The organism is Arthrobacter sp. YC-RL1 (assembly GCF_001454985.1).
GTDB lineage: Bacteria > Actinomycetota > Actinomycetes > Actinomycetales > Micrococcaceae > Glutamicibacter > Glutamicibacter soli.
Window position 1 is genome coordinate 2,974,417 of the sequence record NZ_CP013297.1, and the last position, 13,425, is coordinate 2,987,841.

13 protein-coding genes are annotated in these 13,425 nt (G+C 66.5%); 4 read left to right on the plus strand and 9 right to left on the minus strand.

Annotated elements, in window-relative coordinates; translation table 11 throughout:
* Position 1: 1 nt before the first annotated feature.
* Both ATC04_RS13795 and ATC04_RS13800 read right to left on the minus strand, forming a co-directional pair.
* Positions 2–1,912, minus strand: coding sequence for a penicillin-binding transpeptidase domain-containing protein (locus ATC04_RS13795; protein ID WP_047118526.1), 1,911 nt, complete (start codon positions 1,910–1,912; stop codon positions 2–4).
* Between the two features lie 47 nt (positions 1,913–1,959).
* Positions 1,960–2,493 (minus strand): GNAT family N-acetyltransferase, encoded by a 534-nt coding sequence (locus ATC04_RS13800; protein ID WP_047118525.1) that lies wholly within the window; start codon positions 2,491–2,493, stop codon positions 1,960–1,962.
* Positions 2,494–2,531: 38 nt separating this feature from the next.
* Between ATC04_RS13800 and ATC04_RS13805 the strand changes: the two genes are divergently transcribed.
* The 3 genes from ATC04_RS13805 to ATC04_RS13815 all read left to right on the plus strand — a co-directional run bounded on the left by ATC04_RS13805 (position 2,532) and on the right by ATC04_RS13815 (position 5,222).
* A complete protein-coding gene (locus tag ATC04_RS13805; protein WP_052772279.1) occupies positions 2,532–3,842 on the plus strand; it encodes a glycoside hydrolase family 3 N-terminal domain-containing protein in 1,311 nt (436 codons plus the stop codon).
* A gap of 114 nt (positions 3,843–3,956) precedes the next feature.
* The gene (locus ATC04_RS13810; RefSeq protein ID WP_047118523.1) at positions 3,957–4,763 is read left to right on the plus strand and encodes a glucosamine-6-phosphate deaminase; all 807 of its coding nucleotides are present in this window, start codon (positions 3,957–3,959) and stop codon (positions 4,761–4,763) included.
* 9 nt (positions 4,764–4,772) lie between these two features.
* Positions 4,773–5,222: an SRPBCC family protein gene (locus ATC04_RS13815; protein WP_047118522.1), complete on the plus strand. Its 450-nt coding sequence runs from the start codon at positions 4,773–4,775 to the stop codon at positions 5,220–5,222.
* On the opposite strand, the gene ATC04_RS13820 is transcribed toward ATC04_RS13815, so the two are convergent.
* Positions 5,223–5,684 carry a hypothetical protein gene (locus ATC04_RS13820; protein WP_147407214.1) on the minus strand — a complete coding sequence of 154 codons (462 nt, stop codon included), beginning with the start codon at positions 5,682–5,684 and terminating at the stop codon, positions 5,223–5,225.
* Between the two features lie 189 nt (positions 5,685–5,873).
* Between ATC04_RS13820 and ATC04_RS13825 the strand changes: the two genes are divergently transcribed.
* Positions 5,874–6,440 (plus strand): hypothetical protein, encoded by a 567-nt coding sequence (locus tag ATC04_RS13825; RefSeq protein ID WP_146955885.1) that lies wholly within the window; start codon positions 5,874–5,876, stop codon positions 6,438–6,440.
* A gap of 28 nt (positions 6,441–6,468) precedes the next feature.
* On the opposite strand, the gene ATC04_RS13830 is transcribed toward ATC04_RS13825, so the two are convergent.
* From ATC04_RS13830 to ATC04_RS13855, 6 genes are all read right to left on the minus strand, one after another.
* Positions 6,469–7,266, minus strand: a complete 798-nt coding sequence (locus tag ATC04_RS13830) for an inositol monophosphatase family protein (protein ID WP_047118519.1) — start codon at positions 7,264–7,266, stop codon at positions 6,469–6,471.
* A 4-nt stretch (positions 7,267–7,270) separates the two neighbouring features.
* Positions 7,271–9,541, minus strand: coding sequence for an NAD-dependent DNA ligase LigA (gene ligA, locus ATC04_RS13835; RefSeq protein WP_047118518.1), 2,271 nt, complete (start codon positions 9,539–9,541; stop codon positions 7,271–7,273).
* Positions 9,542–9,744: 203 nt separating this feature from the next.
* The gene (locus tag ATC04_RS13840) at positions 9,745–10,704 is read right to left on the minus strand and encodes a protein phosphatase 2C domain-containing protein (RefSeq protein ID WP_047118517.1); all 960 of its coding nucleotides are present in this window, start codon (positions 10,702–10,704) and stop codon (positions 9,745–9,747) included.
* A complete protein-coding gene (locus tag ATC04_RS13845; protein ID WP_047118516.1) occupies positions 10,704–11,912 on the minus strand; it encodes an adenylate/guanylate cyclase domain-containing protein in 1,209 nt (402 codons plus the stop codon). Before ATC04_RS13845 ends, ATC04_RS13840 begins: the two co-directional genes overlap by 1 nt.
* Positions 11,909–12,397: a hypothetical protein gene (locus tag ATC04_RS13850; RefSeq protein WP_146955887.1), complete on the minus strand. Its 489-nt coding sequence runs from the start codon at positions 12,395–12,397 to the stop codon at positions 11,909–11,911. Before ATC04_RS13850 ends, ATC04_RS13845 begins: the two co-directional genes overlap by 4 nt.
* A gap of 147 nt (positions 12,398–12,544) precedes the next feature.
* Positions 12,545–13,411 carry a biotin--[acetyl-CoA-carboxylase] ligase gene (locus ATC04_RS13855; RefSeq protein WP_052772278.1) on the minus strand — a complete coding sequence of 289 codons (867 nt, stop codon included), beginning with the start codon at positions 13,409–13,411 and terminating at the stop codon, positions 12,545–12,547.
* Between the last annotated feature and the right edge of the window lie 14 nt (positions 13,412–13,425).

Sequence of the window (13,425 nt, forward strand, 5' to 3'; positions counted from 1 at the left end):
CCTACTGTGCAGCCTTGAGCATGTCCTTCACCAGCGGACCTGCGGTCTGCGCTCCGCCGTTGCCGTCCTCGACGAAGGCGGCAATAGCGATGTCGCCCTGGGCGGCAATGGCCCAGGCGTGGGCGTTGCGCTCGCTGTCGTATTCGGCGGTGCCGCTCTTGCCGATGATCTTCCCGGTGCCGGTGCCCTTCAGGTCCTTGAGCGTTCCGTGGTCGACTACGGCGGCCATCATCGTGGCCAGCTCGCTGGCTTCCTCCTCGGTGAGCTTGGACTTCGCGGTTTCAGGCGCCTTGGGTTCCGGTGAGATCACCAGCTTGGGCGACACGGTTTGTTTGGCCTGGACGGAGGCTGCGACAGTTGCCATGCCCAGCGGCGAGGCTTCCACCACGCCCTGGCCGATCATGTTCGCCGCCTGCTCGGTTCCGGTGGAATCGGTGGGCACCGAACCGAGGACCGCGCCGGCGCCGGTGCCGTCCTCACCGGTCAGCCCCAGGGCTGCTGCGGCCTCGGCCAGCTTGGTTCCGCCGATCTTTTCGCCTTCGTCGACGAAGACCGTGTTGCAGGACTGGGCGATGGCTTCGGACAGCGGGATTTTGCCCAGTGCTGAGGCCGGGTAGCCGTCGAAGTTCTTGAAGGTCTTGCCGTCAATCACGGTGGTGGCCTTGCAGTCGAATTTGGTGCTGGCGCTCGCGCCGTCACGGAGCATTGCCAGGGCGCTGATGACCTTGAAAGATGAGCCCGGGGCATATTTCCCCTGCAATGAGGTGTTCAGTCCCGAGGACACCGGGCCGGAGGATGCGGCAAGCACCGCGCCGTCGGACGGCCGGATGACCACGATGGCCGAGTTGGATTCGGCCTCCTGCAGCAAATCGTCGGCTTCTTTCTGCAGGTCCTGGTCCAGCGTCAGCTGCACGTCCTTGCCGTCCACCGGGTTGCTGGAGAACAGCTCGGACTGGGCTTCCTTGGCCGCGTTGTAGCGTGAGATGGTTACCCCTGAGGTGCCCGAGAGGGTGTCGTTGTAGGTTGCCTGCAAGCCGGAGAGGCCTACCTGGTCCCCTGCATGGATCTTGCCCTCGGACTTCTCGACGATTTCCGCGGTGGCTTCGCCGACCGAGCCGAGCAGCGGCCGGGCGAAGGAGCGGGTCGGAGCGAGCGGGATCTGGTCGGCCTGCCCGACGGCTCCCGGGATCTTGGCGATCTGCTCGTCGGTGACCTCGCGGGTTGCGTCATCGCGCAGGACGATGGCCTGCACCCAGGCTTTCTCGCCGGCGGCCTTGACCTTGGCCACGAAGGCGTCTTCGTCGATGTCCACGAGCTTGGCCAGCGCCTTTGCCGAGGATGCCCATTCATCGCTGGTCGCACGGGTCTTGTCGATGCCGACATTGATCACCGGACGCTCGGTGACAATGTTCTTGTCTTCACCGTCAGTGATGTTGCCGCGCTGGCCTGGCTCGAATCTGGCCGCCAGGAAGTCGCCTTCGGCCATGTCCGGCGCAAGGATCGAGGGGTCGAAGCGCAGCTGCCAGCTCTTGCCTTCGTCGTCGTATTGCCAGACGGCTTGGGTCTGGTAGCTCAGATCCGTCTCGGTCTCATCCACATCCCAGACGGTCTGGATGGTAGCGGTAGCGGTGGTGACCCCGTCCTGCTTCTGGTCATCCGTGGCCACCGAATTGACGGTGCTGGTGCGCTTGATGTCATCTAGTTTGCCGAATGCCGTGTCCAGCGTCGCCGCGGCCGCGGCCGCATCAGAGTTGCTGAATGCAATGCCGGAGAAGTCGCCGGAATTCAGCGCGGCGGCCAGCGCGTCTGCCGACGGAGCCGGGTCTGCAGGGGCTGAACTGCAGGCGCTCAGGGTGCCTGCAACAAGGCTCGCAACTGACAGGGCAATGACTTTTCGGCGAAGTGCACTCATGGCGCCATTCTATGGCCCGGCGCTGAGAACCAACAATGACATGACCGTTAACGGAGATCCATGGTGTAAACGACCAGCAGGATCTCGGTATTGGGCACGTACCAGTCGCGCTGCGCGCAGTGCGCAAATCCCAGGGATTCGTAAAAGGCCCGGGCCGCGGTCCAGTTTCCTCCGGTGGTCAGCGAGACCGCGTGCACCTCCGGAAGCTGCCGTGCGCGCTCGATCGCGGCAAGCACCATGGCCTTCCCTGCACCCGAACGCTGCGCCGCGGGATCCACGCTGAGCATGCGGATCTCCAATTCGCCTGCGCGGGCGATGTCGGCATATTCGCTGCCGAAGGGAACCAGGGTCATGGAGGCAATGACCGCGCCCTCGCGACGGGCCACGTAGACTTCCGCCTTGGCCGCGCGGTCCGCGATCCTGCGGACGAACTGCATGTACTCGTGCTGGGGGTCGTCGAAGTGCCCGGCCGCCAGGTAGGCGTCAACGGTGAGGTCGCCGACTCGCTCAAAGTCGGCTGGCGCGGCTGGTTCGATAACCAGTCCGTCGCAGGTCACGCGAAATTCATCAATCAAAGACATGGTTCGTTAATAGTGCCACCGTTCGACTACCGGATCCCATGGGGTCGCTGTGCATCTACGGCGGCAATATCCAGGACACCCAACAGCTCTCCGACCTCATGACCCAGATCCGCCAGGCGTCCCCCAACGCCATTCTGGCACTGGATGAAGAGGGCGGAGACGTCACCCGGCTGCACTACCGCGACGGCTCCAATCAGCCGGGCAACGCGGTGCTGGGCCGACTCGACGACCCGCAGCTGACCCGCGCCAGCGCCCGGGCCATCGCCAGGGAAATGCGCGCCTACGGTTTCAACCTGAACCTGGCGCCCGACGCGGACGTGAACACCAACGCGCAGAATCCGGTCATCGGGGTGCGCTCCTTCGGGATCAGCCCGCGCAAGGTGGCAATGCACACGGCCGCGTTCACCGTGGGGCTGCAGGGGGAAATGGTCGCCGCGTGCGCCAAGCACTTCCCCGGCCACGGTGACACCTCCACGGACTCGCACCTGTCGCTGCCGGTGGTCGCGGTGGATCCCTTCACCCTGGCCGAACGCGAGCTGGCCCCGTTCACCGCGGCGATCCAGACCGGCATCGCCGCCATCATGACCAGCCACATCATGGTCCCGGCGCTGGACGCGGAGAACCCCGCCACCTTCTCCAGTGCCATCTTGGGCAAGTTGCTGCGCGATGAACTGGGGTTCACCGGCGTGATCGTCACCGACGCCTTGGACATGGCCGGCGCCAGCGCGGAAACCGGAATCCCTGTGGCCGCCGTGCGTGCGCTGCGCGCCGGGGCCGACCTGCTGTGCCTGGGCACCGACATGAAACGCGAAGACTACGAACAGGTTGTCAACGCCATCCTCCACGCGGTGCACGAAGGCGCCTTGGATCCCCAGCGCCTGCGCGATGCGGCGGCCCGCAACACCGCCTTGGCCACCCACTACCGGGTGCAGGACGAGGCCTGCGAACCATGCGAGCTGGTGACCGGCGATTGGTCCAAGGCCTTCGAAACCTCCTCCGAGGTCGAAGGCTGGATCGCGGATCCTGCCGAAGTGCAGCTGGTCCAGGTGGACACCGACAGCAACATGGCCGTGGGACACGTGCCGTGGGGCCTGTCGAGCGTCGCTCCGACCGAGGCCGCGGAGGACCTGCGTCCCGGCGCCAAGGTGCTGCTCGCGGCCCGCGCCCTGTCCGAGACCCATGCCGTGCATGAGCTCGCCGCCCAGCTGCGCCAGGACGGACACCGCGTACTGGTGGTCAACTTCGGTTGGCCCGCCCCGCGCGCCGACATCACCACCTACGGCGCCTCACCGGTGCTGGCGCGCACCGTGATCGAGATGTTGCAGATTCCTGCGGCGCAAAAGTGCTAGCGACGCAGGAAACCTGCAAGAATAGTAATTTCACGGTCCTGCCCTTGCCCTGACTCCGGCTGGCCGCGGCGCCGCCCGGCGCACCCCGTTATTTGAAGATTGGATCCTCCTTCTATGCGCGTACTGATTGGTTCGAGCGCCGACCAGGTAGCTCGTATCGCCGCTGACAACGTCCTGGCCGGCCTGGCCGAGCACGGGAACGGCAAGCGGCAGGTGCTGGGCTTGGCTACCGGTTCATCCCCGTTGGGGCTGTACCGCGAACTGGGCAAAGCGGTCTCCGAATCACGCGCGGACTTCTCTGACACGCTCGGTTTCGCGCTGGACGAGTACATCGGCATCCCGGACACCCACGAGCAGTCCTACCGCCAGACCCTGGTCAACGAGGTTTGCAACGTCATCGGCCTGCGCCCGGAGAACCTCTGCGTGCCGCAGGGCACCGGCGACTCGGTAATCGCGGTCCAGGCAGCAGCGGATGCCTACGATGCCGCAATCAAGGCAGCCGGCGGCGTCCAGGTCCAGATCCTTGGCATCGGAGCCAACGGCCACCTGGGCTTCAACGAGCCAGGCAGCGCGCTGACCAGCCGCACCCGCATCAAGCGGCTGGCATCCAAGACGCGCGAGGACAACGCCCGCTTTTTCGCCGGCATCGAGCACGTGCCGACCCACTGCGTCACCCAGGGCCTTGGCACCATCCTGGATGCCGGCCGCCTGGTTCTCGTGGCCACCGGCGCCGGCAAGGCCGACGCCATTGCCGCCGCGGTCGAAGGCCCGCTGTCCGCAGCATGCCCCGGCTCGGTACTGCAGCTGCACCGCGACGCCGTTGTGGTACTGGACGAGGCAGCTGCCTCCAAGCTGACCCAGCGCGAATACTACGACGATGCGGCAGCCGGAATTTCCGAAGAGAATCTGGTCGTCGTCTAGTCTGGCCTTATGGCCGTCTACTTCGAGTGCGTCTCCCGCACGTCCCAGAGCGTCCAGGCGCTGTGGGACAAGTCCCTGAATATCGACGCTCACACGGAATCCATGAAGGATTCCGCAGAGCGGGCCGTCGCCGGTGTCACCACTGGAATGATCGGTCTCGGCGAGCAGGTGACTTGGCGGGCGACGCACTTTGGCGTTCTCCTGCGCATGACCTCACGGATCACCGCGCTGGAGAAGCACACATCATTCACGGACGAGCAGCTGCGTGGCCCGTTCAAGCACTTCCGGCACGTCCACGAGTTCATCGACTGCGGCCATGAAACCGTGATGATCGACAAGATCAGCTTCGCCGCGCCGTGGGGCCCGCTGGGCTGGCTGGCGGAAAGACTCGTGCTGAGCTGGTACATGCCACGGCTGATCCGCAGCCGGAATAGTTTCCTTCTGGGAACCGTAGGCTGACTATTTCAAGACTTCAATGCGAGTATCCAGTTCATGGATCCATGCGGCACACGCGGCGTAGTCTTCGTCGCAGCCCGGAACGCCGCCGTGGACCGTCACCACCAGCTGGCCGCTCGTGTTCCGCGGATCCACCGGCAGCATCGCGTGCATGGAGCCGTCCGCCGGCATCTGCGCCTGGCTCTGGCCCTCTTGCGGTACTGGGGCATCCGTCACCGAGAATTCAAGATAGATCAGCTGCCCATCGCGCAGGTCCAGGTCGCATCCAGCAGGATCCACCACCACTTCGAGGTCTTCTCCTGCAGCGCCCTTGCCGCCAACCAAATACGGCGTATTCAGTTCGCAGGATTCATCTTTTCCTGTATCGGGTAGGAGCATTGAGGCCACGATTCCAGTTGCGGCAACTCCCACCAGCCCGGCCAGGATCAAGGCCGTTCGTGTTACCCAACTGGCTATCTTGAGCATGCTGTCCCTCCCGCATCTCCTGCCACGCGTGGCCTGCCCGGTGGAGACGGGATGCCTCCGCAAACTGCCGCGCCGGAGCGAAAACCCCGGTCCGCACTAGGCTTGGGAGCATACCAAAGACGACAACTTGCGAGGTACTACTCCATGCAGCTCACCGGGGATGCTCCCGCTGCCCAGAAAGTCCGACAGTTGGCACTCGTTTTTTCGCATGTGCTTTCACCGGCGGCCTTGGCGACCTTGCTGCGGCTCTCAACGCCGCTGCGCCGCGCGCAGATGGGCTGGTCCGACGCGCTGGTCGCCGCCTTGTTCACCACGATCATCCCGTGGCTGGTGCTGCTGGCGGCGAAGCTGCGCGGCATGGTCACCGACATGCACGTGACGCAGCGGCGGCAGCGGCACCGGCTGTACGCGCTGGCTGCCGGGTCCATCCTCGGCGGCCTGCTGCTGCTCCAGGTCATGAATGCCGGCGCAGCGATGTTCCGCGAAGTTCTGGCGATCTTGCTTGGCCTGCTTGTCGTGTCGGTGGTCAATTTGTGGTGGAAGGTCTCCGTGCACCTGTCGGTGGGAACCTATGTGGCATTGCAGGCCGCCGACGGCATGGGCGGGTACATGCCTGTGGTCGTCGCCGGCATCGCGGTGCTGTCCTGGGCGCGGATCCGCAGCGGAGAGCACACCGCCTCACAGGTGTGCGGCGGTGTGCTGGTCGGCGTGGCGATCCACTATGCGAGCAATCTGCTCGGCACGGTATTGAATTAGGCGGCTGGGACGTTCACGGCGCTTACGCTCACTCGGGCATCGGCAGCTTGGAAGAGTCCACCAGTCCCGCGTACTGCCATCCCGGATAACCCACGGGCCGCCCGACCAGGGTTCCGGCTTCCTCGGCGATCAGCGCGCCGGCGGCCCAGTCGTATTCCCGGGTGCCGAATTCGGCGTAGGCATCCAGCGCGCCCTCGGCCACCAGGCACAAGTCCAGCGCCGCAGAGCCCAGTCGGCGCACGTTCACGTAGTCCCCGATGACCTCTTGCAGCACCGATGCCTGGAATTCCCGGCGTTCGGGGTCGTAGCCGAAACCGGTAGCGAGGATTCGGGCCTCGGTGTCGGCCGGTCCGTGCAGCTGGGTGATCTTGCCGGTGTGCAGGTCCTGCTTCCAAGCGCCCAGCCCGCGTCCGGCGAAGTATTCGACGTGCAGCGCCGGGGCCACAATGGCAGCGGCCACCCAGCGCTCGATCCCGTCCTCGGTCTTCTCGCAGGCCGCCACCGATGAGCAGTAGTAGGCGATATTGCGCACGAAGTTCGTGGTGCCGTCCAGCGGATCGATGCTCCAGCGCAGGCCGCTGGGATTGGCCGGCCGGTCGCTGGGGTATTCCTCCCCGGTCAGCTCGTCATTCGGCCTTGTGGTCACGATGGTCGCCCGGATGGCTTCTTCCGCGGCGCGGTCGAAGTCGGTGACCCAGTCCCCCGCTGCGGACTTCTCATTGGTGTTGAACTTCGACTCGTCACGGCGGGCAAGGACCTCGGCGCCGGCTGCTGCCGCCCTGCGCGCCAGCAGCACCAGCGGATCGTGGGAAATGGCTCGATCCATGGCCTTATGCTCCTTCCGGTGCGGACAGCGCCGCTTCGCGGGCTGCATCCGGCCCCTGGCCGAGCAGGATGCCGAAACCTGCTTCATCCAGCACCGGCAGCCCCAGCGACTGGGCCTTGTCCAGCTTGGATCCGGCGGCCTCGCCGGCCACCAGGAAATCGGTTTTCTTCGAGACGCTGCCGGTGGCCTTGCCTCCGCGCACGATGATCGCTTCCTTGGCGGTGTCGCGCGAGTAGTTCTCCAGCGTCCCGGTGACCACGATGGCCAGGCCTTCGAGGTTCTTGGTGATGTTCGCGTCGCGCTCGTCGACCATCTTCACCCCGGCCGCCTGCCAGGCGCTGACGATCTCGCGGTGCCAGTCGACCTTGAACCAGTCGACCAGGGCCTCGGCGATGATGGAGCCCACCGAGTCGATCTGGCTCAGCTCCTCCACCGCGTTGCCGGCATCAATGACCTCAAGCAGCGCGTCCATGGAACCGTAGCGGGTGGCGATGGCGCGGGAGGCGTTGGGTCCGACATGGCGGATGGACAGCGCCACCAGCACCCGCCACAGCGGATTGCCCTTGGCCTTCTCCAGCTCGTCGAACAGCTTCTCGGTGCTCTTGGTCGGCACCGAGGGCTTCTTCGCGGTGGCCTTGGTGAAGAAGTAGGGCACCAGATCGAACCTGCCCGTTCCCTCCCCCTTGACCCGCTTTTCGCGCCAGACCTTGACCTCGGCCAGCTGATCCAGCTTGTCCTTCAGGTCGAAGAGCTCGGCTTCGTTGCGCAGCGGGCCCGGGCCCGCCGGCAGGATCAACCCGCCCTGGGTGGCCGGGTCCTCGCCCGGCCCGCTGGTCAGCGCGGCGGCGGCCTCGTAGCCCAGCGCCTCGATGTCCAGGGCGCTGCGTCCGCCCAGGTAGGCGACGCGTTCGGTGAGCTGCACCGGGCAGGATTCCGCGTTCAGGCAGCGGATGTCCACGTCGCCTTCCTTGGCCGGGGCCAGCGGCTGGCCGCAGGAGGGGCATTCGGTGGGCATGATGAAGTCGACTTCGGTGCCGTCGCGCAGCGCGAGCACCGGGCCGACGATCTCCGGGATCACATCTCCCGCCTTGCGCAGGATGACGGTGTCCCCGATCAACACGTTCTTGGCCTTGACGACCTCCTGGTTGTGCAGGGTCGCGCGGGCCACGGTGGACCCTGCCACCAGCACCGGTTCCATGACGCCGAAAGGGGTCACCCTGCCGGTGCGCCCGACCTGAACCTGGATGTCCAGCAGCTTGGTGTGCACTTCTTCCGGCGGGTACTTGTAGGCCACGGCCCAGCGCGGCACGCGCGAGGTGTAGCCCAGCTGCTCCTGGGTGGAGAGGTCGTCGACCTTCACCACGATGCCGTCGATGTCGTGGATCAGTTCATGGCGCTTCTCGCCGTGCTCGGCAATGAACTCCCTCACCTGGGCCAGCGACTCGACCACGCGGCCGTACGGGGACACCGGCAGTCCCCACTCGCGCATCAGCTCGTAGGCCTGGGACTGCTCGGTGATCGGGAAGTCGCGGCTGCGCCCCAGCCCGTGCACGAACATGCGCAGCGGGCGCTTGGCGGTCTGTTCCGGGTCCTTCTGGCGCAGCGAGCCGGCGGCGGCGTTGCGCGGGTTGGCCAGCGGCGCCTTGCCCTGCTCGATCAGCGCCTCGTTGTAGGCGTTGAAGTCGTCGGTGGCGATGAAGACCTCGCCGCGGACCTCGAATTCCGCTGGCCAGCCCGAACCGGAGAGCTGCTGCGGGATGTCGCTGATGGTCATGGCGTTGTGGGTGACGTCTTCGCCGGTAGTGCCGTCGCCGCGGGTGGCGGCGCGGACCAGCTTGCCGTCGCGGTAGGTGAGGTTCAGGGCCAGGCCGTCGATTTTCACCTCGCACAACCAGCGCACGGGAATCTGCGGGTGCAGGCGGTTGGCGTTGGCGCCGGCGCGTTCCAGCCAGGCATCCAATTCCTCCAGGGAGAACACGTCTTCCAGCGAGTACATGCGGCTGGCGTGGGTCACCGGGGCGAAGGCCGCGGACACCTCGCCGCCGACCTCCTGGGTGGGTGAATCCTGGCCCGCCAGGATGGGGTATTGGGCTTCGAGCAGTTCCAGCTCCTGGAACAACGCGTCGTATTCGGAGTCCGAGACCAGCGGGGCATCCTGCTGGTAGTAGGCTTCCCGATGCGTCCGGATTGCCTCGACAAGCTCGTCGTGTCGTTCACGCGCCGGTGCAGGCGGGGCGTTCGTGGTCTCAACTGGCGTTACGTCATTTTCACTCACGTATCCAATTGTGCCCCAGGGAGCCGACGGATTCACCACGCCCACACCACATTGCCAGAAGCCCTCCCCGGCCCGCCGACGTGGGCTTGCGGCGACTGGATCAGCGGCGGAGGGCGCGCCAGGGAACGGCGGCAGGAATCCAATGCCCTGAACCAGCGGCAGCGTGCGCCCCTGGCCCAGGAGCCGCCACGACGCCGGCGGGCCTACAGTGCCGGAGCCTGGGTTGCGGTTCCAGGCGGCACGGGGGGCGCCAGCACGTCGATGACAATCACAGCGATGTTGTCCCGCCCTCCGGCTTCCAGCGCGGCGCCGGTCAGCACCTCGGCGGCAACTTCGCGGTCCTTGTAGCTGACCAGCAGGCTCTGCAGCAGGTCCTCGGTCAGCTCGCCGCTCAGCCCGTCCGAGCACAGCAGATAGCGGTCCCCGATGCGCGGCTGCAGCACGGTGATGTCCGGATGGCTTTCGGCCCCGGCGCCCAGCGCGCGGGTGATCAGGTTGCGGTGCGGGTGGTTCCGCGCCTCCAGCTCGGTGATCTGGCCGGCATCAACCATTTCCTGCACGGCAGAGTGGTCGCGGGTCAGCTGCTGCAGGGCCCCGTCGCGCAGACGGTAGCCGCGCGAGTCGCCCACGTTGACCAGCGCCAGGTTCGGCACTTCCTCGATAACAGGCATCGCGGCGGTGGCCGGGTCCTGTCCGCGGCGGTGGGCCTCGAGCATTTCCGGGGTGATCTTCGAAATGACGTCGGTGGTGCCCTGGGCCGCGAAGCCCTGGGTCCACGGAGGGATGGCCACCGGCGCGGTGACCGAGTCGCGGCCCTGCCCGGAGGCCTTGATCAGCACCAGCGCGCACAGCGTGGTGCCGCCGCGGGACTCCAGCGCCTCGCGGATGCGGTCATCGGCCAGCTGCACCTGCCGCTGGACCTGCTGCACGGTGGGCAGGCTCGGCACGGAGGTCTTGGCCGCGCGGGTGCACAGCTCTTCCATGGTCTCCACGGCCAGCTGGCTGGCTACTTCGCCGGCCTCGTGGCCGCCCATGCCGTCCGCCACCGCATAGGCCACCTGGCCCAGCAGGATGCGGTCCTGGTTCTCGGTGCGCCGCCGGCCCACGTCGGTGCGCCCGGCCGCGGCGAGGACGAAGGGGACGGACTGGGCTTCTGCGTGCATCAGTCCACCACCAATCCGGTACCCTCGCCATGGGACAGTTCAAAGGGCTGGATCTCCCCGAAGCCGCGCACCGCGGTGATTTCCTGGGCGGTGAGCACGAACCGCGGATCGTTTTTCAGCGTATTGGCGGTCAGCGCGTCGGTGAGCACCGTGCCGGGTTCAGCCAGCGAGGTCAGCCGGGCGGCCATGTTCACCGTCGGTCCGTAGATGTCTCCCAGCCGGGAGAGGATGCGTCCCCAGACCACCGCGCCGCGGGTCTGCGGCAGCATTTCATCGGCTTCGAACTCCTGCGACAGCGCCAGCGCGATCCGGGCGCCTGCCTGCGGGGTTTCGGCCACGTACAGCACTTCGTCGCCGATGGTCTTGACCAGCCGGCCGCCGCCCACGGAGATGATCTCCGCGCTCTTGGATTCGAAGCGCTGCACCATCTTGGCCAACGTGCGTTCGTTCATGCGCCGTGACAGCGAGGTGTAGGAGACCAGGTCCGCGAAACCCACCGCGCGGGCCAATGGCAGCGGGGTGTCGTCGTCCCCGCCCCCGCCCTGGTTGTAGGCGGCCACGCCGGCCTCGGCGCGCAACGCCATGCGGTGCACCGCGGAGTTCAGCTGGCGGCGCCATGAGTAGAGCAGCAGGTTCTCGATCTGCGGAATCAGGTCCGGCAGCATGTCGAACAGCTGGCGCCGGGCCTGGCGGTCGGACATGTTCTGGTTGGCGATCATGTCCTCCACGAGCGCCTCGATCTGCCAGACCACCATGCGGTCGGTCATCTGGCCCACCGAACGCATCAGGGAGATGGCGGTTTCCTCGGTCAGCTGCCCTTCGCGCACCATGCCGACCATCGTGGCCAGCGCTTCCTCGTCGCGCTTGGTGAAGAAAACGTCGTCGTCGCTGAGTTCCGGGAAGCCGATCGCGCGCCAGAGCTTGCGGGCCGAATGCAATGAGATGCCGGCGTCGGCCGCCACCTCGCGGCGGCGCAGCTCGCGTTGCCCGCCGATCAGCTGGCGTTCCAAAGCCGCGACGGTGTCGCGGATGGCGTCGGGGGTGTGGGCCGGGACCTGCAGCGGTTTCTCCATGGCCTGGGCGAGTTCCAGGATCGGATCCGCTTCGGGGGCGGTCTCCACCGGGGCGTGTTCGCGGGCCTGGTGGGCCGCGACGGAGGCGGACTGCGGAGTGTCGGCCCGTGGCGTATTGCTGTGCTCGGTGCTCATGGAGCCATGCCCTCACTCTTGGATGCCTCGGTCTGCACCGGGGACTGGTTGTTGCGCAGGTTGGTTATCGCGTCGATGGCCAGGGACCTGAAGTACGGGACGGAGGGAACGTGGGCAATCCTGACGTAGCCATGGCCCAGCACGATATCCAAGGTGCCGGCGCGGGTCATGGCGTTCTGCTTCTTGGTGTGGGCAATCAGGTCGCGCACCGTATACAAACCCACCGACTGCAGCTTGCCGGAGGTGAAGGACGAGCGGAACAGGATCCGCTCGGTGGTCAGCACGATCCGGCTGCGCAGCCAGCGCACCCACGGGGCCACGCACCAGATCAGCGTCAGCGCCGCCCAGAGGACCAGCGTCACCACGACCCACAGTCCGGCGTTCTCCGCCAGCCAGGGCGAAAGGTCGGTGCGGCTGAGGTAGCCGAGCAGGAACGTGCAGACCACGGTCAGCAGCAGGAAAACGACAATTGGTTGTCTCAGCACTTTGGAATGTTCACGCGTCTTGATGATCACGCGTTCCCTCTCATGCAGCGGCACCTTCATCGTCAGTATCCTCGTCCCTCCTGCCCTGGTTGGTCCTTGAAGCCTCAGTTCTACTAATACTAGTCCCGGTGCAGTTGCACTAGCAGGTTAGGCGTACTTTCCATCGGCGCGCCGCACATGGTGGACGTCCCCGGCCAGCACCCGGTGGGTGCGTGCGGCGCCGTCGCGCACCAGCAGCGCGCCGTCGGGTTCAAGGTCCACCGCTTGGCCTTCAAGCAGGCTCCCATCTGGGAATTCAACACGGACGTCGTGTCCGAGCGTAGCCAGCTTCGCGGCGACCATGCCAGCCAGGCTGGCCCCGGAGAAGCCATTCATCCCGGCCGCGGCATTGCCGCGGACTTCGCGGAAGGCGATATCCAGGGCGGCGAAGCGGCGCAGATAGCCGGTTAGCAGGGCGCTGCGCGACACCGGCGATCCGCTGGCCAGGCGCAGCGAGGTGGCGGTGGGGACCGGCAGCTCGGTGGCGTCCTGGTCCACGTTCATGCCGGTGCCGACCACCACGCCGAAGCCCTTCGGCGTGGAGACCAGCTGGGCCAGGATGCCGCAGATCTTCTTGTCCCCGGCCAGCACGTCGTTGGGCCACTTGATGCGGGCTGCCACCCCGGTGAGTTCTTCAACGGCCTGGCACCAGGCCAGGGCCGCGAGCATGGTGTACCAGGACAGCGAGTCGGTGGGCATGCTTTCTCCAGGCACCGCGAGCACGCTGACGGTGAGGGAGGACCCGGCCGGGGTGACCCAGTCGCGGCCCAGCCGCCCCTTGCCCTGCTGCTGGTGCTCGGTGAAGTACACGCTCAGGTTCCCGGCCTGCCCGGAGGCGGCCAGGTCCGCCAGCTCGGTGTTGGTCGAGCCGGAGGTTTCACGGATGCTGACCAGGCCCAGTCCCAGCTCGCCGGCCAGGGCGTCGAAGACGGCCGGATCCAGCGCGGCGCGGGCACAGTGCTTCTCAATGCTCATGAAAACCACCCTAA

What these genes read in the sequence shown, in the direction of transcription:
- ATC04_RS13795 (WP_047118526.1), bottom strand. Translation starts at nt 1,912, where the DNA reads ATGAGTGCACTTCGCCGAAAAGTCATTGCCCTGTCAGTTGCGAGCCTT.
- ATC04_RS13800 (WP_047118525.1), bottom strand. Translation starts at nt 2,493, where the DNA reads ATGTCTTTGATTGATGAATTTCGCGTGACCTGCGACGGACTGGTTATC.
- ATC04_RS13805 (WP_052772279.1), top strand. Translation starts at nt 2,532, where the DNA reads ATGGGGTCGCTGTGCATCTACGGCGGCAATATCCAGGACACCCAACAG.
- ATC04_RS13810 (WP_047118523.1), top strand. Translation starts at nt 3,957, where the DNA reads ATGCGCGTACTGATTGGTTCGAGCGCCGACCAGGTAGCTCGTATCGCC.
- ATC04_RS13815 (WP_047118522.1), top strand. Translation starts at nt 4,773, where the DNA reads ATGGCCGTCTACTTCGAGTGCGTCTCCCGCACGTCCCAGAGCGTCCAG.
- ATC04_RS13820 (WP_147407214.1), bottom strand. Translation starts at nt 5,684, where the DNA reads ATGCTCAAGATAGCCAGTTGGGTAACACGAACGGCCTTGATCCTGGCC.
- ATC04_RS13830 (WP_047118519.1), bottom strand. Translation starts at nt 7,266, where the DNA reads ATGGATCGAGCCATTTCCCACGATCCGCTGGTGCTGCTGGCGCGCAGG.
- ATC04_RS13840 (WP_047118517.1), bottom strand. Translation starts at nt 10,704, where the DNA reads ATGCACGCAGAAGCCCAGTCCGTCCCCTTCGTCCTCGCCGCGGCCGGG.
- ATC04_RS13845 (WP_047118516.1), bottom strand. Translation starts at nt 11,912, where the DNA reads ATGAGCACCGAGCACAGCAATACGCCACGGGCCGACACTCCGCAGTCC.
- ATC04_RS13855 (WP_052772278.1), bottom strand. Translation starts at nt 13,411, where the DNA reads ATGAGCATTGAGAAGCACTGTGCCCGCGCCGCGCTGGATCCGGCCGTC.